We start from the raw sequence: 17,039 nt of genomic DNA, 5'->3' as shown, positions 1-17,039 counted from the left end.
GTAGATGCTACGAGCAGCGTCGGACGTCATGACGGCACCATCCACGACAGCACCGGGGTGGCCTGCAGCCCCGACAGGATGCACATCAGTAACAGGAAGCCCAGGCTCCACAGCACGACCCTGCGGAAGATGTCGCCTTCCTTGCCGTCGAGACCGACGGCCGCGGCCGCAATGGCGAGGTTCTGCGGTGAGATCATCTTGCCCAGGACGCCGCCCGAGCTATTCGAGGCCGCCATCAGAACGTCCGAAAGCCCGGCCTGATTGGCCGCGGTCACCTGCAGTGCGCCGAACAGTGAGTTCGCCGACGTGTCCGACCCTGTGACGGCTACCCCGAGCCATCCCAGGATGGGTGAGATCACCGCGAACAATCCACCCGTCGCGGCCATCCATGTGCCGAGCGTGATCGTCTGACCGGACAGGTTCATCACAAACGCCAACGCCAGCACCGCCATCACCGTCACGATCGCCCACCGGAGCTGGTGCAGCGTCGAGCCGTACGCTTTCAGCGCGCGCGGCGCCGAGAGCTTCAACGCAATCATCGTGAGGATGCCTGCAACGAGCATCTGAGTGCCCGGGGTGGTGAGCAGGTTCAGGCTGAACTTGGTGAGTGACAACGGGTCGCCGTCCGGGTCGACGACATCGAGTCCCGGCCAATTGAACGTGAACGTGGCTTTCTCGAGCAGGCTCTTCACCGCCGAGATCTGGCATACGACGAAGACCGCGATGATGATGGCGTACGGCGCATACGCCCGAACGACATCGGCGCGCGAATCGTGACGGCCGTCGGCATTCTCAACTCGCTGGGCGAAGTCCGCGGACGGTTCGTCGGCCGCACCGCCCGCGACGGGGGTCGGCTGTTCGGTGTATGCGTGCCGCGGCCGCCAGACCCGTACCAGCGCGACCACCGCGGCGGCGGACAGCAGCGATGCGACCACATCGGCCAGCGGCACGGACAGGAAGTTCGACGTGGCGTACTGCGCGACGGCGAACACGAATCCGCAGACCACCGCCGCCAACCACGTCTCCCGGATGCCGCGCCAGCCGTCGACGATGGCGACCAGAGCCAGCGGAACGAACAGCGCCAGAATCGGCGTCTGCCGACCCACCATCGCGCCCAGGGTGTCGACCGGTATCTCGGTGACCTTGCCCAACGTGATGATCGGAGTCGCCATGGCGCCGAACGCGACGGGCGCGGTGTTGGCGACCAATGCGATCACGGCGGCCTTCAGCGGCTTGAAGCCGAGCGCCATCAGCATCACCGAGGTGACCGCCACCGGGGTGCCGAATCCGGCCAACGCCTCGATCAGCGCGCCGAACGAGAAGGCGATGATGATGGCCTGGATCCGCTGGTCGTCACTCACCTGGCTGAACGAGCGGCGCAACACGTCGAAATGCCCTGTCTCGACGGTCATTTGGTACACCCAGATCGCATTGATGACGATCCACAGAATCGGGAAGAACCCGAACGCGGCACCCTCGGTCCCGGCCAGCAAGGTCTGCCCGATCGGCATGCCGTAAACCAGGACGGCGATCACGATGCTTACGGCCAGCGATATCAGCGACGCCACCCAGGCGGTGACCTTCAAAGCGCCCAGCAAGACGAACAGCAGGAGCAGCGGCAGCGCGGCGATCACCGCACTCCAGGCGAGCGAGTTGGCGACTGGATCGAGAACTTGCTGATACATGGCCTACCTCGGTTGTGGTGCGCATCACATCGAGACTCGCTTACCCAGCGCCCGCGTGATGCCAAACGCCGTCGCGAGAATCCCTGTTATTCGCGCCGACAAGCACGGCGGGCGCGTTATAGTCGCGCCGTGATCAGCGGGGATCCGCTGGCAGGGCGCGACAGCGAGCTTTTGGCGATTCGTCGCGCACTCAGCGGGGGAAGCAAGAATTCAGGCGTTGTGATCGTGGGCGCTGCAGGGGTCGGAAAGACCCGGCTCGCACGCGAAGTCCTCGCGCGCGCCGAAACCGCCGGGGAGCGCACCAACTGGATCGTCGGTACCGAGTCCGCGCGGGCACTCCCGCTGGGTGCTTTCACGGCGCTGATCGGCGATGCGATCGCCGATCCCATGCCCAATGTACGGCACCTGATCAATTCCTTTGTCGCGCAACAGCGTCAGGGGCGTGTCCTGATCGGCGTCGATGATGCTCACCTGCTCGACGGCCTGTCCGCGCATGTGGTTCATCAACTTGCCAATACGCATAACGCCCGTCTTGTGGTGACCCTGCGGGCAGGCACGAAACCACCCGATGCCATCACCGCGCTGTGGAAGGACAGCCTGCTCGCACGTCTGGATCTCGAGCCGCTGACCGTCGATGCCACGCGCGCCATGATCGAGACCGCTCTCGGCGGCGTGGTGGACGCCCGCAGCGCGCGTCGCTTCTGGAAGCTCACCGGCGGAAACGCGCTGTTCCTGCACCAGCTCGTCAAGGATCAGGTCGCCGCGGGCCGGATGCGACTGATGGCCGGCGTCTGGATGTGGGACGGCGACGTCGCGGTGTCGCAAAGCATCAGCGACATGGTCGGTCGACAACTGCACGAGCTCACACCAGAGATGGCCGTGGTCGTCGACCTCCTGTCGCAGTGCGAACCGCTGGCCGTCGATGTGCTGTGCGATCTGGTGGGGCGTGGCGATCTCGAGGACGCCGAGCGGATGCGCCTGATCACCATCGAAAGGTCCGGCGATCAACTCATGGCCCGCCTGGCACACCCGCTGTACGGCGAACTGCGCCGGGCCGCGGCCGGCGAGATGTACCTGTCGAAGATCCGCGGCCGACTGGCGCAGCGACTCGCAAGGGACGCGGATGCGGATTCACAGGCGACGGTGCGCAGGGCGTTGCTTGCCCTCGAGTCCGATCTGCCGCCGGATCCACAACTGTGCCTGCAGGCCGCGCAGTACGCGATGACTCTGCTGGATCTCGATCTGGCCGACCGCTTCGCGACCGCGGCGGCGTCGGCCGGGGCGCCGGACGCCCTCGGGGTCAGAGCGATGAACCTGTTACTTCTCGGTCGCGGTCCGCAGGCCGAGAACGTATTGCGTGAGATCGGCGAAGGCGGCGCGGCCGGGGCGAATCAATGGAACACGCTGCGCGCCGCCAACATGATCTGGATGCTCGGTCGGTGCAACGATGCCGCGGCGCTACTGCAGAATTCGGGCCCCGACACCGAATCACCCGCCGATGCGGCGGCTCGGACGGCGGTGGAGGCCTGCGTCGACGCGGTTTCCGCCCGGTGCGGCGCGGCTGCGGAAAAGGCAACAGCGGCACTGAAGTCCGGCTTACTGTCGGATTTCCACGCGATGCTCGCATCGGTGGCGCTCACCATGGCACTCGGTGCGCTGGGCCGGGGGGATGACCTCACCACCGTCGCCCAAGGTGCCCTCGACCGTGCCATCACGTCGTTCCAGGCATCCCACATGCGGTTCTGGTTCGGCAGCGTCTACGCCCGGGCCTGCAGGCTGACTGGGCGCACCGAGGAGTGCGTGGCGATGGTTGAACGCCTTGCTGACTCGGCTCGTGAGGTTCCCGGCCTGGCCTATGCGAACCTGGCGTCGCTGATGGGTGTCGCCGAGTTGATGCGCGGCGATGTCAGGAGCGCCGCGAAACTGCTGCACGAGGCGCTGGCCGGCGTCGAACGGCACAGTGTCAGAACGGGTTTGCGTCCCGCTACCTGTTTTCTGCTTGCAGAGGCGCATGCGAAACTCGGCGAGGCGGAAGCGGCCAAAGAAGCGATCGTCGAGGCCCAGAAATGCGTTCCACCCGACTATCTGTTCATGCAGACCGCGCTGAGCATCGCCACGGGATGGTCGCTGGCCGCGAACGGTTGTGTCAACGAGGCGATCCGCGCGGTCAAGTCGGCTGCAGCCCAGGCGCGTCAACGCGAACAGCCGACGCACGAGCTGGCCTGCCTGCAGGTGGCGGCGCAGTGGGGCGACGTCTCCGGCGCGGTACGGGCCCGCGAGATCGCGAACGACCTGGACCTGCCGCTGGCCAAAGCCGTTGCCCAGCACGCGGAATCGTTGGCCGCCAACGACGGCGAAGGGCTCTTGCGGGCGTCGAGCGATTACCAGGCGATGGGTGACCGCGCGACCGCTGCCGACGTCGCCGCTCAGGCGGCTGTGGCGTTTACCGCGGATCAGCAGCGTAAGCGCGGTCTCTGGGCCGCTGCGTTGGCCAAGGAACTCAGCGACGCGTGCGGTGGGTTGTGCACCCCCGCTCTGCGCAGCCCGGCAAGTCAACCGTTGACAGGACGGCAGCGCGAGATCGTCGAACTGATCGTGGCGGGGCTGTCCAACCGCCAGATCGCTGACCGGCTGGTGATGTCCGTCCGGAGCGTCGAGGGCCACGTGTACCGCGCGTGTCAGCGGGTCGGGGCCAGTTCTCGCGAGGAACTGACGAGGATCGCACGGGCGGGACCGGCCGCGACCCGCTAAGCCCGCTCAGCGTGAGTGTTCAGCCGGCGGTGGGCGATCCAGCTCCCGCAGCGCTGGCAGGAACACGGCGACGATGCCGAGCAGCAGCATGGGCAGCGACAGGGCAAGGAAGGTCGTAGTCAGGCCGGCGGCATCGGTGAGCGGTCCTGCCACGATCAACCCGAGCGGGCCAGCGGCGTAGGCCAGCGAACCCATCACCCCGACCACCCGACCCCGCAGATGCTTCGGCGCGCGGGTCTGCATCACGTAGTTGTAGATCGGTGCGATCGGTCCGTACACCAGCCCGACGACGGCACTGAGCCCGAGGATGAGCGGCAGGGGCGGGAGGAACGCGATCACCGTCATCGCCGCGCCGAGGGTGATCACCGCGGTCAGCATCGTGGTGCGGCGGCTCATGTACCTCGACAGGACCGCGTATCCCAGCGCGCCGACCAGACCGCCGATGCCCATGGCCATCAACACCCAGCCCAGCTGCGCGGGTTCGTTGCGGTCGGTGAAGTACTTGGGAAAGAGAACTGACTCCATCGGCAGATACAGGCCGTTGGCCGCCAGGCTGATGAACGCCAATGTGCGCAGGACCCTGTTGCTCCAGACGAACCGGAGCCCCTCGACGATGCCCGCCCAGACGCTCTCCGACAGCGCTTCTCGGTCGGGTTTGCCCGTGCCTTCCAGCCGCAGAGTGCCGATCGCGATGATCGACAGCGTGAACGCCGTCGCAGTGACCCACATGGTGTTGACGCCGCCGAGCGTGGCTATCAGCAGGCCTCCGATACCGGGCCCGACGATGTAGGCCAGATTGAAGATCGCCTCGTACACGCTGTTGGCTCGGTCCAGGGTCCAACCCGCCCGCCCTGCCGCCTCCGGCAGCATCGTCTCGCGGGCGGTCATGCCCGCCGGGTCGAAGAAGCCGCCGAGTCCGGCGAGCACCGCCAGCACCGCGACGTTGATGACATCGACTCCAAACGTCAACGCCAGCACGGGCACCGCGGCCACCGATATCGCGGACAACGCATCGGAGATCATCGCCACGCGTCGGCGCCCGAGATAGTCCACCGCGGCGCCGGCGATCAGGGCCGCCGCGAGCAGCGGCAGCGTTCCGGCCATCGCGACCACCGATGCCTCGACAGCAGAGCCGTTGCGCTGCAACACAAGCCATGGGAATGCCACGATCGAGATGCCGTTGCCGGCGCCGGCCATCAGCGCGGAGAACAGGATCAGAAAGAGCGGGCCGCGCTTGTTCGTCATCATGTTGATCTTGACGAAGATAACAGCGGCGAGGGCCGCTCGACATGCCATTTCGCAGCGCATGCACAGTGGTCATGTGGATTTGAAGCTGCCCCATCCGCGTACCGGCGCGCTGTTCGCCTCGCCGGTACCACCCGGTGCCGGCTGGCCTGGAGACGTCGCCTCTCCCGCGACCCCGGTCGCGACCAAGTCGACGCAGGTGGTCCGGCTGGCCGCCGCGGCGATGTCGATCGAGCAACTCGACGCCGAGATATCCGTCTGCCGTGCCTGTCCGCGGCTCGTGCGGTGGCGCGAGGACGTGGCCGTCGGCAAGCGCAAGTCCTACGCCGACCAACCGTATTGGGGGCGGCCCATACCCGGGTGGGGGTCACCGCGTCCGCGGGTGATGGTCGTCGGACTGGCGCCTGCGGCGCATGGTGGCAACCGCACTGGCAGGGTCTTCACCGGAGACCGATCCGGTGACTTTCTCTTCGCCGGACTGCACCGTGCAGGCCTGGCGAATCAGGCACTTTGCGTCGATGCCGCTGATGGGTTGGCGCTCAACGACACTCGGATCGCTGCCGCGGTGCGATGCGCACCGCCGGCCAATGCGCCGACACCGGAGGAGCGGATCACCTGCGCGCCATGGCTGGACGCCGAGTGGCGCCTGACACGTGCGTCGGTTCGAGTGATCATTGCGCTCGGCGGGTTCGGGTGGCGGGCCGCACTGGAGATGGTCCGCAACGGTGGCGCAACCATCGGATCGCCGGCACCGCGCTTCGGCCACGGCGTGACCGCTGACCTCGGTGAGGTCACGCTCATCGGCTGCTTCCACCCGAGTCAGCAGAACACGTTCACCGGGCGCCTCACTGCGCAGATGCTCGACGACGTGTTCGTGCGGGCGAAGGCTCTAGCATCCGACGAATAGTCGTGAACTGGGCGTTGGCCAGCGCGCCAATCTCGGCCGGCGGAATCTCGTCGTAGTGGGCGATGGTCCACTCGTCGAACACCTGGATGACGCTGAACGTCAGGCTGACCTGCAACGCCTGCGGCAGGTCGTCGGACACCGCCCCCGACGTGCGACCGATCAGGAGTAGTTCTTCGACCCAGGTGCGCACCGCGGCCATGGTGTCGCCGACGGTGCCGTGCTCCGCGGACGGCGACCGGCTGTAGAACATCCGGCCCAGGGTGAGGAACGACTCCTGGGTCTGGGAGGCGACGACGAGTTCGGCGAAGAACCGTTCGAGCCGCGGCCAGAACATGCGGCCGGCGAATTCCTCTGGCTTCGGAAATGTGATGGTCCCCGCCACAGTCTCGACTAATTCGCGTACCACGAATTCGAAGAGCTGCGCTTTCGAGCTCAGCACGTAGTAGAACGAGCTCTTGCTCATGTCGCACGCCTCGATGATGCGGTTCAGGGATGCGTTAGCGTAACCCGCAGAGGCGAATTCAGCTGCTGACACCTCGACGAGCCGCCGCCTTCGCTCCGGGTCCATCCGCCGAATTCGGCCCGTGTTCACGTCCAGATGATACCAAGTGGACCGGGTAGTACACAGAATGGTAACTTGGCGAATATGTTCGTGCCGAAATCCGTCGAAGCGCAATATGAGCAGGCCCGTGCCGACGACCTGCGCGTGCTGGTGGTGGGGGCGGGAATCGCCGGCGTCACGGCCGCGCAACTGTTCCGCCGGGGCGGGCGTCGCCCGGTGCTCATCGAGCGGGCACACGACGCCTCAGCCGCCGGCTACATGCTTGCCCTGATGCCGATGGTCGACGGCGCCATCGACGACCTCGGGGTCCGGGACCGGTATCGCGCGTCCAGCGTTTCCTTCGACCGCTACGCCGTACACGGGCACACCGGCCGCATGTTGCGTGAGGATTCGATGGCCGAAGTCATCGCCAGTTATGGCGATTACCGGGGCATCGCACGTGGGTCGCTGCTCGATGTGCTCTCGGCCGGAGGATGTCCCGTGACGTTCGATTCGACGGTCACCGCGCTTCAAGAAAACCCGGGCGGCGTCGAGGTGGGTATCACGACCGACGGTGTGACACAACAACTCGATTTCGACCTCGTCGTCATCGCCGACGGGATCGGATCGACGACGCGCGAGCTGGTGCCGGCTTACCGGCCAGCCGCGATCACCGATACAAAGTGGGGCGGCTGGGTGGTGTGGTCGCCGGGTGACGACGACACCGACCTCGGCGAAGAGGTTTGGGGCGACGGCTTTTTCATCGGCATGTATCCCGTCGCCGGACAGCTGGGAATCTTTCTCGGCGGGCCGCGTGCCGACACCGCCGTGGGGCCGGGACCGTTCGTCGAGTGGATCCGCGGCAAGCTTGCGACGGTCAACCCGCGAATCGCGCGTGCGCTGACGGCAGTGGCCCGGGCCGCCGATCCCTACTACTGGCCGCTGACCGATTGCCGCGCACCGGCGTGGACCACCGACCGCACGGTATTGCTCGGGGACGCGGCCGCGGGCTTTCTACCCACCGCTGGTGTGGGCGCGGGGATGGCGATGGAATCGGCGTGGGTGCTTGCTCGCATGCTGCGGCATGGGGATACGTCACGGCTCCCCGTTCTGCTTCGCAACTTCGAGCTCGGCCAGCGCCCCCGGGTGGAGGCCGCCCAGGACAATTCCCGCCTGTTGGCGACGCTGATGTTCCACCGCAGCAGGAGCCTCGCGTGGGCCCGGGAGTTCGCGATGCGGTTCGTCAGCGTGGAACGGGCGCTGCGGCCGATTCAGCGGCTGCTGCAGGAACAGCCGGACCCGGACCTACTCGTCGGGGAAGCCGTGGGCGCGACGTAGCGTTGAAGTTCAAATGCAGCTTTCCGTCCTAGACCTCGTCCCGGTACGCACCGACCAGTCCACGTCGGATGCGCTCGCGGCCTCGACCCACCTCGCGCAGACCGCCGACCGGCTCGGTTACACCCGTTACTGGATCGCCGAGCATCACAACATGCCCTCGGTCGCGGCGACCAGCCCGCCGGTCGTCATCGCCCATCTCGCCGCACATACCACCCGGCTGCGTCTCGGCTCGGGCGGTGTCATGCTGCCCAACCACGCCCCCCTTGCGGTCGCCGAACAGTTCGCGCTACTGGAGGCCGCGCATCCGGGACGGATCGACCTCGGCATCGGCCGAGCCCCGGGCTCCGACCCGGTGACGTCGATGGCCTTGCGCGGTGCTGCCGGTCGCGACGACCGCGATATCGAGGCGTTCCCCGAGTATCTCGACGACGTGGTGGCCCTGATGGGCGCCGCCGGGGTGCGGGTACCGATTCCGAACCAGCGCTACGTCCTCAAGGCGACCCCGGCCGCGGTGACGGAACCCAAGCTGTGGTTGTTGGGCTCGTCGATGTACTCGGCGCATCTGGCCGCGGCCAAGGGGCTGCCGTACGTGTTCGCGCACCACTTCTCAGGTCAGGGCACCGCGGAGGCGCTGGCGGTGTACCGGTCGGAGTTCCGGCCGAGCGACCTGGCGTCGGAACCCCTGACGTTTCTCACCGTAAATGCGGTGGTGGCCGAAACGCACGACGAGGCAGTGGCTCTGGCGCTGCCGAACCTGCAGATGATGGCGCGGCTGCGGACGGGTCAGCCGCTCGGGGCGCTGGACCTTGTCGAGGACGCCCAATCCGCGGTGGTCAGCCCCCAGGCAGAGCTCATCGCCGACGCCGTCCTGCGCCGTTCGGTGGTCGGATCGCCTAGCGAGGCGGCCGAGCAGATGCGCGCGCTGGCCGATGAGTTCGGCGTCGACGAGGTCATGGTCAACCCCGCGGCGTCGGCGCGCCGCGGCACTGACCCCGCGACGGCACCCGCACGGGACAAGACGTTGGAATTGCTGGCGAAAGAGCTTTTCTAGTCAGGACTTCGGCGTCAGAGCGACAACACTGATGGGTCGCGTCGTCTTCTTCTGATAGGCCGTATATCGGCCGCTGTTGTTCTCGTCGGCGATGCGGAACAGGCGGGCGTAGTCGGGGTCATCCGGCCCGACGATGCGCGCGGTGACCGGGAACCGCTTCGGCCCCACATTGATCTCGACGTCGGGGTTCGCCTTCAAGTTGTGGTACCACGCCGGATAGCGTCTGGCGCCCGCGTTGGACGCGACGATCAGGTAGTTCTCCCCGTCCTTGGCATAGGTCAGCGAGTTCGTCCTTGCCGCACCGGTTTTCGCTCCGACCGAGCGAAGCAACAGGTTCGGGGGAGCGAAGGGTAGGCGGTGGCCCACCCAGCCGTTGGTCGCTTGATAGATCTTGTCGTGGATGCTCAGTACCTTCAGCATCGCCCGCTGCACACGTGACGTCATGGGTCAATCCTGCTCAGCGGGGTCGAGTTTCGCCAGCGCCTCCCGCAGAAGGCGTCCGGACTCCTCGCGATCCGGGTCCCGTCGCATCAGCATGCCTTTCGCGAAGGACAGCTTGTCGCCGCTCTGGCGCGGCAACACGTGCAGGTGGATGTGGAACACGCTCTGAAAAGCGGCCTTTCCGTCATTGATGACCACATTGTTGCCGTCGGCGTGCAGACCGGATTGACGCGCTGCCCGCGCGATCCGCTGCCCGATGGTCACCATGGCGGCAAGGGTTTCCGGCGGCGTATCGGTCAAGTCGACGGTGTGTTGCTTCGGGATGACCAGGGTGTGGCCGCGGGTGAATGGCCGAATGTCCAGTATTGCCAGGTAGTCGGCGTTCTCATAGATCTTGATGGCCGGCGATTCGCCGGCGACGACGGCGCAGAACACACAGGACATCCCGCCACGTTAGCGAAACCACTGCGGCGCCCACCTCTCGGTGGGCGCCGCATCGGTCAGACCTCGTCAGCCATTGCTATTGCTGCTGTTGTTGCCGTTGTTGCTCGACGAGTTGTTCGAGGAGTTGTTGTTCGACTGGTTGCCGCCGGCGTTGCCGTTGGCGCTGCTGCGCGCACTGCCGCCGGTCGCAGTGCCGCCATTGGCGGTACCGCTACGGGCACCACCGGTGCTGGTGGCATTGCCGCCGCGGGTGATGTTCTGGCTGCTGCTGGCCGAGCCGCCCTCGCCGTCCCCGGCGTCTTGATCGACGTCAGCGTCGCCGCCGGTGGCGTCACCCCCGGCCGCGGCGGAGTTGGCGGTGCTGGTGCCGCCGGTAGCAGCGGTCGCGCCGCCAACCGTTTGCGCACCGGTCCCGTCTCCGCCGGTGCCCGGCCCGTCGAGCGCGCCGGTGCCGGCTCCACCGACGCCCGTTTGAGCGGCCGTAGTCACCGGAACCGCCACACCACCGGTCGACACCGGCACGCCGGTGGCGACGCCCCAGCCGCCCAATCCCAGCCCGCCCAGTGCTGCGCCGAGATTCGAGCCACCGACGCCTATTCCGCCGAGTGCCGGGTTCAGGCCCAGTGCAGAGCCCGCGGTGACCACGTCCACATCAGCGGCGGTGCTCGCCGCGGTGCCACCGACCGCGGCGCCGCCGGTTGTTGGTGCGGCGTTGGTCGCATTACCGCCGGCGATGACGGGGCTGAGAATCGGGACGTTCAGCTGGCCGTTGGCGATGTTGCCGTTGGCGACCCCGAACTGGTTGCTGATGCCGTTGCCGTTCGATCCGATCTGGCTGTTGTTGCGGCTCAACACTTCGTTGAACCAGCCGCAGCCGAAGCCTGAATCAACGCAGTTGTCGGCCTGTGCACTGGCTGCGCCCGCGATGGCACCCAGTCCGAGGGCGCTGCCTGCGATCGCGCCGATCGCCACTGTGCGACTCAACCTGCCTGGTTCTCGAGTCTTGTTGTCTTTGGTCATTTCGCTTGAGCTCCTTTGCTTTTGCTCTATGCCGATACTTTGGCGTCGGATGCAGTGTCGTCCTGTCCCACACTGCTGCCCGATGTCAGTTCATCCACACCTCCCTGGACCCCTCAGGCGTCGGAATCGCCGTTGCCATCGCCACCGCTGTCGCTTGCTTCACCGTTACCGGTGCCGACGGAACCGCCGCCGGTGGCACCGGCGCCACCGGTCGGTTGGCCGGTCGGGTGGCCCCCGTGGTTCGTGTCGTTCGACGTCGCGCTTGCAGAGGTGTTACGGGCCGCGGTAAGACCGGCGATCCTGTTGAGAGAGAACAGATTCCGTCGTTCCTGCTGGCTCTGACGATTGATCCGGCCCGTACCACCCGTAGCTACGCTGCGCGCACCTTCGGTGCGGGAGGCGGACACGAGGGATATAACGTCGTCGAGGTCTTTCGGCCCGGCGGTGGTGGAACCCCCCGCACCGCGACCACCGGGACCGATGTTCACCTGGTCGTTGTAGATATTGCCGGAGCCACTTGCGGCCTGGTTCGTGTTGCCATTGCCGGTCCCCGTGACGACGGTGCCTCCACCGGTCACGGTGTTGGTGCTGCCGTTGCCGTTGCCGTCTGCGGTGTTGGTGATGGCCGAGTTGTTGCTCGTGTTGCCGCCGCCCCACGTCCACTGCGGATTCGAGATGTTGGATACGAAGGACCCGTATTGGTGGCTGTTGCCGTTGCCGCCGCCGAACACGAACGAGCCCAACGGATTTCCCATCGAGGAGATCGATTGGCTGCCGTTGCCGTTGTTCATCGTGACGTTGGTGACGGTGACGTTGTTGCTGATGTTGGCGCCGGTGAGGCTGGTCTGCGGATTGAAGATGTTCCCCGAGAGGAGGGAGAACTGAGAGGCGTTGCCGTTACCCGCCCCACCTGAAAGGAATGGCAGTAAGCCGCCTGCGTCCGCCATAGCGACGCTGCCGTTGCCGTTGTTCATCGCGACGTTGGTGACGGTGACGTTGTTGCTGATGTTGGCGCCGGTGAGGCTGGTCTGCGGGTTGAAGATGTTTCCCGACAGGAGCGAGAACTGAGCGGTGTTGCCGTTGCCTTGACCGCCGGCGCCGTCCGCGACGGCATTGTTGCCGTTGTCCATCGTGACGTTGGCGACCTTGACGTTGTTGGCGACGTTCGCACCGGACAGGCTCAGCTGTGGATTGAAGACGTTGTAGGACGCGATGTTGACGCGAGTGCCGACGTTGCTGCCATCGGTGCCGCTGAGATTGATCTGGATCGACAGCAATCGATCGATGAAGCCGTAGAGCCTATTCAGCGCAGCCCCGCCGATGATCATATTCGTGCTGCTGTTGTTCCCGCTGGCGCTGATCTGCGGGTTGAAGACATTGCCTTCGAGAATGTTGACCCGGGTCGCGCTGCCGGCGCCATCGACCTCCGGGCCGGGCAGCAGTATCGCCAATGCTTCCGCCGTGGGGGCGCCCAGGTAGGAGGCTGCGCCGATACCGAGCGCCGCACCACCCGCTGCCACGGAGCTTGCGAGTGCGGTCCGCCGCGCGGGCACCTTCCGGTGGGCGCCCGCCTTCTTTCGCCGCGTGCGCTCGTTACGCCGAACCCGAGCCATCCGCTTCCCCTCTCCCGCGCTGGAGACATGATCAGTTGCGTGAAGCGGACACTAGATCTTTGCTGAGAGGTGTGTCAAGGATCATAGTTGTGTTTCAATCGGACGGATCTCATAAGGTTTGGCAAATATAGACTGGATGACCTACCAGTCGTACCGACCCAGGTCGGGATGTGATATAGAGGCTGGAACTGGGCTGATTTTCGTCTCACGGAGTATTGTTTTAGCTAGGGTGCTATATCAAAAATTTGCTTATGTGTAAATCGCAAACAGGTTGATATCGGTGACTGTCATCGGTCGACGCCCTGGTCAATAGCATGATAATTAACTGAACGACGTCAATACGCGGCATGGCGGTTCGCTGGCCGGGCCAACCAGTGACGCGCCGCGCGTCCTGCCGTTGCGCCCGCGAAGGTCCGCGATCGTGAAACGGCTTCTTTGACTTACGTCTTGTCGCCTCGGATACCGCTCTATGCTTCGGCCTCGATGGACGATCGTGAACTCGCCTTCGCAGGTGCCGCGCAGCAGGCCCGCATGCTCGCAGACGGCACCGTCACCGCGCCGGCGCTGCTCGATGTCTACCTGGATCGCATCGGTCGCTTCGACCCCGAACTGAGGTCCTACCGGGTCGTGCTCGCCGACACCGCCCGCGAGCATGCGGCCATCGCACAGGCCCGCCTCGACGCCGGTGAACGACTGCCGCTGCTCGGCGTGCCGATCGCCATCAAGGACGACGTCGACATCGCCGGACAGGTCACGGCTTTTGGGACCTCGGCCCACGGCGCGGCTCGCACCACCGACGCCGAAGTCGTCCGTCGCCTTCGCGAGGCGGGCGCGGTCTTTGTCGGCAAGACCGCCGTGCCGGAGATGACGCTGTGGCCCTTCGCGGAAACGACGACGTTCGGTGCCACCCGAAATCCGTGGAACACCGACTACACGCCGGGTGGCAGCAGCGGTGGGAGTGCCGCGGCGGTCGCCGCGGGACTCGCGTCGATGGCGTTGGGGTCCGACGGCATGGGGTCGATCCGCATCCCGTCGACGTGGTGCGGACTGTTCGGCCTCAAGCCGCAGCGGGACCGGGTCCCACTGGCGCCGCACGACGGCGCCTGGAACGGCCTGACCGTCAACGGCCCGATTGCGCGAACGGTCGAGGACGCCGCCCGGTTCCTCGATGTGACAAGTGACGACTCCGGCTTCGTCCGTGCTGCAGCGAAAGAGCCTGGCACGCTTCGAATTGCGGTCAGCGCAAGGGTGCTGTTGGGAGTGGTGACACGCGTGGGCGTCCATCAGCGGGCGGCGATGGAGGAGTCGGCCGCACTGCTGCGTGAGCTCGGGCACCAGGTCGTCGTGCGGGATCCCGACTATCCATCGACCGCGATATCCCATGCGTTGTCGCGGTACTTCCGTGGGGCTTACGACGATGTACAGACGCTGCCTCATCCGGAGCGACTGGAGGCCCGCACCCGGAACTTCGCGCGAATCGGTTCGTTGATCTCCGACGAGCGGATGAAGCGGATCAGGGAGGCCGAGAGCGAGCTCGCCGAACGCGTTCAGTCGATCTATGACGACGTGGACGTCGTCCTGACTCCGGGCACTGCGTTGGGGCCGTCGCGGATCGGCGCCTACCAGCGGCGCGGTGCAGTCTCGACGCTGGCGTTGGTTGCCGCGCGAGTGCCGTTCCAGGCGGTGTTCAACGCGACGGGTCAGCCGGCCGCCGTCGTTCCGTGGGGCCTTGACGGCAACGGCGTGCCGACATCGATCCAGTTGGTAGGGCGGCCGTTTGACGAGGCGACGCTACTGTCGCTGAGCGCCCAGATCGAGAAGGTGCGACCGTGGGTGCAGCGACGGCCCACGGTGTCCTAACGCGCGGTCAACGCGTCACGCCAGGTGGCCAGCTTGTCCTCGTAACGCATGGTGTGCGCCGGACTCGTCGACGGAAGCCGCCGGTACGGCAGGTCCGGTGCGACACGGACGAGACGGTGGAAGTTCTTCTCCGCGGCGGCACCGTTGAAGAAGATTCGTCTGATGCCCGGGTACCCGACGAACAGGCCGCCAAAATCGTTGCCCACCATGCTGTCCGGTTCAACGGCGGAATCCAGGCTGCCCTTGCGCCTGCATGATTTCAGCACGTCCCACACAGCGATGCCGTTGGCGATCAGCGCAGCGCTGCGTTCGTCGTACGGATCGTCGGCGGCGAACCCGAACAGCTCACCGGTGATCCGCCAGAACGCGTTGCGGGGGTTGCCGTAGTACTGCTGGGACGCCACCGACATCACGCTCAGCATGTTGCCGAGGATCAACGTGTGCGCCCCATCGCCGACGATCGGCGGGAGCCCATGCACCTCTGGCGCGGCCATGGAGCCGAATATCGCACGGCGCCGCGGTATACGTTGAGCCCGTGGCCGAAGATTTCGACATCGAGGCGTCCGGGCTGCTCGACGGTCTCGACGGCAGCGCCCGGACCGAACGGGCTGAGCTCATCGAATGGCTGCTCGGTGAAGGCTTCACTGCCGACCAGATCAGAGCGTCGTTCATGCCGATGTTGCTCGCCGCCCGCCGAGTTCTGGGTGAGGATGGAACCTACGTGTCGGCCCGCGAGACCTGCGAGAAGACCGGCATCGACCTGGAACTGCTCCAGCGCCTGCAACGCGCGATCGGCCTGCCTACCGTGGACGATCCCGATGCCGCCGTGCACTCGCGTGCGGATGCGGAGGCCGCGGCGTTCGGGCAGCGTTTCATCGAATTGGGCATCGAGCCCGATCAGCTCGTGCAGATCACCCGGCTGTTGGCCGACGGCCTGTCGCGGGCGGCAGAAGTGATGCGCTACGCGGGTCTGGCCACCATTCTCGACCCGACGGCCACCGAGCTGACCATCGCGAAGAATTCGGAATTGCTCGTTTCCGAGGCCGCGCCGTTACTCGGCCCCATGATCCAGGAGATGTTGCGGCTTCAGCTGCGACATCTGCTGGAAACCGAGGCCATCAGCGCATCGGAAATAGCGGAGGGACAACGCCTTCCCGGAGCCCGCCTGGTGAGCATCGCGTTCGCCGACCTCGTCGGATTCACGCGGCTGGGCGAAGTGGTGCCGCCGCAAGACCTCGAACGGCTTGCGCACCGCCTGGCCGATCTCGCGCACGAGGCCGCGGTTCCGCCGGTGCGTTTCATCAAGACCATCGGCGACGAAGTCATGCTCGTCAGTGCCGAGCCGGTGCCTCTGCTCGAGGCTCTGATGACACTGGTCGAGGCGACCGAGGGCGACGACGAATACCCCAGGCTCAGGGCCGGCATGGCGACCGGCATGGCCGTCAGCCGGGCCGGCGACTGGTTCGGCAGTCCGGTGAATCTCGCCAGCCGGGTGACCGGCGCCGCCCGACCCGGTTCGGTTCTGGTGTCGGAGACGACGCGCGAGGCCGTCGGCGACGACGAACGATTCACGTGGTCCTTCGCGGGTGCGCGCCATCTCAAGGGCATCTCATCCGACGTCAAGCTGTTTCGCGTCCGTCGATCGACCTGAGCGGTATTTGCTACACGCAGATCCGCCCGGACGCGACGGCCCTGGGTTTACGATCCAGAGATGCGCCGGGCGATTATTGGGCTGATCTCAGCGGTTGTGCTCACCGCGGGTTTCGCCGGTGCGGGTGCGGCCCACGCCCTGCCCCTGCCGCCGCCGAATCCGGGTCCGTGCAACTTCACCCTTTCGGCGCCACAAGTGGTTCAGGTCGACGGTGTGGCCAAGGTGACCGCCACGCTGACTCCCGCCGGCTGCCTGGCTCCGTGGAAACCCAGGTACGGCGTGGCCTGCCTGTCGATCCAGGGTCAATCCGACCGCTGCACGCAGTCCCGGGATGCGGCTCCCGCGCAGGTGTACTTCGAGCCGTACACCCCGGGCCTGGTCTACGAGGCGTCGGGCCGGGGCTGCAGCGCGGTCTTCGACTACACGACAGATCCCAACTGTCTGCTGCTCGGACCCGTCAACGCCACCCTCTAGCCGGCACCGCGGTCGCTT

General features: G+C 66.2%; 15 protein-coding genes. 7 read left to right on the top strand and 8 right to left on the bottom strand.

Annotated elements, in window-relative coordinates:
- Positions 1 to 26: 26 nt before the first annotated feature.
- On the bottom strand, positions 27 to 1,685 hold the full coding sequence (locus tag G6N42_RS14020; RefSeq protein ID WP_163730134.1) for an L-lactate permease: 1,659 nt from the start codon (positions 1,683 to 1,685) through the stop codon (positions 27 to 29).
- Positions 1,686 to 1,814: 129 nt separating this feature from the next.
- Here G6N42_RS14020 and G6N42_RS14015 point away from each other — a divergent pair, with 129 nt between their 5' ends.
- Positions 1,815 to 4,436 carry a helix-turn-helix transcriptional regulator gene (locus G6N42_RS14015; RefSeq protein ID WP_163730133.1) on the top strand — a complete coding sequence of 874 codons (2,622 nt, stop codon included), beginning with the start codon at positions 1,815 to 1,817 and terminating at the stop codon, positions 4,434 to 4,436.
- Positions 4,437 to 4,442: 6 nt separating this feature from the next.
- On the opposite strand, the gene tap is transcribed toward G6N42_RS14015, so the two are convergent.
- Positions 4,443 to 5,684: a multidrug efflux MFS transporter Tap gene (gene tap, locus G6N42_RS14010; RefSeq protein WP_163737494.1), complete on the bottom strand. Its 1,242-nt coding sequence runs from the start codon at positions 5,682 to 5,684 to the stop codon at positions 4,443 to 4,445.
- 58 nt (positions 5,685 to 5,742) lie between these two features.
- Between tap and G6N42_RS14005 the strand changes: the two genes are divergently transcribed.
- Positions 5,743 to 6,588 (top strand): uracil-DNA glycosylase, encoded by an 846-nt coding sequence (locus G6N42_RS14005; protein WP_174262254.1) that lies wholly within the window; start codon positions 5,743 to 5,745, stop codon positions 6,586 to 6,588.
- Here G6N42_RS14005 and G6N42_RS14000 read toward each other — a convergent pair.
- Positions 6,527 to 7,180: a TetR/AcrR family transcriptional regulator gene (locus G6N42_RS14000; protein ID WP_163730132.1), complete on the bottom strand. Its 654-nt coding sequence runs from the start codon at positions 7,178 to 7,180 to the stop codon at positions 6,527 to 6,529. The genes G6N42_RS14005 and G6N42_RS14000 overlap by 62 nt on opposite strands.
- A gap of 54 nt (positions 7,181 to 7,234) precedes the next feature.
- On the opposite strand from G6N42_RS14000, the gene G6N42_RS13995 reads away from it, so the two are divergent.
- Together G6N42_RS13995 and G6N42_RS13990 are read left to right on the top strand one after the other, a co-directional pair.
- Entirely contained in the window at positions 7,235 to 8,467 is a 1,233-nt protein-coding gene (locus tag G6N42_RS13995) for an FAD-dependent oxidoreductase (protein ID WP_163737487.1), read from the top strand.
- 13 nt (positions 8,468 to 8,480) lie between these two features.
- Positions 8,481 to 9,518, top strand: a complete 1,038-nt coding sequence (locus G6N42_RS13990; RefSeq protein ID WP_163730131.1) for an LLM class flavin-dependent oxidoreductase — start codon at positions 8,481 to 8,483, stop codon at positions 9,516 to 9,518.
- On the opposite strand, the gene G6N42_RS13985 is transcribed toward G6N42_RS13990, so the two are convergent.
- The 4 genes from G6N42_RS13985 to G6N42_RS13970 all read right to left on the bottom strand — a co-directional run bounded on the left by G6N42_RS13985 (position 9,519) and on the right by G6N42_RS13970 (position 13,036).
- On the bottom strand, positions 9,519 to 9,962 hold the full coding sequence (locus G6N42_RS13985; protein ID WP_163730130.1) for a nitroreductase family deazaflavin-dependent oxidoreductase: 444 nt from the start codon (positions 9,960 to 9,962) through the stop codon (positions 9,519 to 9,521).
- A 3-nt stretch (positions 9,963 to 9,965) separates the two neighbouring features.
- A complete protein-coding gene (locus G6N42_RS13980; protein ID WP_163730129.1) occupies positions 9,966 to 10,403 on the bottom strand; it encodes an HIT family protein in 438 nt (145 codons plus the stop codon).
- 66 nt (positions 10,404 to 10,469) lie between these two features.
- A complete protein-coding gene (locus tag G6N42_RS13975; RefSeq protein WP_163730128.1) occupies positions 10,470 to 11,423 on the bottom strand; it encodes a hypothetical protein in 954 nt (317 codons plus the stop codon).
- 113 nt (positions 11,424 to 11,536) lie between these two features.
- On the bottom strand, positions 11,537 to 13,036 hold the full coding sequence (locus tag G6N42_RS13970; RefSeq protein WP_163730127.1) for a hypothetical protein: 1,500 nt from the start codon (positions 13,034 to 13,036) through the stop codon (positions 11,537 to 11,539).
- Positions 13,037 to 13,519: 483 nt separating this feature from the next.
- Between G6N42_RS13970 and G6N42_RS13965 the strand changes: the two genes are divergently transcribed.
- Positions 13,520 to 14,896, top strand: a complete 1,377-nt coding sequence (locus tag G6N42_RS13965) for an amidase (RefSeq protein WP_163730126.1) — start codon at positions 13,520 to 13,522, stop codon at positions 14,894 to 14,896.
- On the opposite strand, the gene G6N42_RS13960 is transcribed toward G6N42_RS13965, so the two are convergent.
- On the bottom strand, positions 14,893 to 15,390 hold the full coding sequence (locus tag G6N42_RS13960) for a DNA-deoxyinosine glycosylase (RefSeq protein WP_163730125.1): 498 nt from the start codon (positions 15,388 to 15,390) through the stop codon (positions 14,893 to 14,895). The two genes, G6N42_RS13965 and G6N42_RS13960, sit on opposite strands and share 4 nt — an antisense overlap.
- A gap of 41 nt (positions 15,391 to 15,431) precedes the next feature.
- Between G6N42_RS13960 and G6N42_RS13955 the strand changes: the two genes are divergently transcribed.
- Positions 15,432 to 16,547 carry an adenylate/guanylate cyclase domain-containing protein gene (locus tag G6N42_RS13955; protein WP_163730124.1) on the top strand — a complete coding sequence of 372 codons (1,116 nt, stop codon included), beginning with the start codon at positions 15,432 to 15,434 and terminating at the stop codon, positions 16,545 to 16,547.
- Between the two features lie 60 nt (positions 16,548 to 16,607).
- A complete protein-coding gene (locus tag G6N42_RS13950) occupies positions 16,608 to 17,021 on the top strand; it encodes a hypothetical protein (RefSeq protein WP_163730123.1) in 414 nt (137 codons plus the stop codon).
- The last annotated feature ends 18 nt before the right edge of the window (positions 17,022 to 17,039 follow it).

It is taken from the genome of Mycobacterium gallinarum (genome assembly GCF_010726765.1).
In the GTDB taxonomy this organism is placed as follows: domain Bacteria; phylum Actinomycetota; class Actinomycetes; order Mycobacteriales; family Mycobacteriaceae; genus Mycobacterium; species Mycobacterium gallinarum.
Note: the sequence above shows the minus strand (reverse complement) of the source record. Positions and strands in the feature narration are given on the sequence as shown.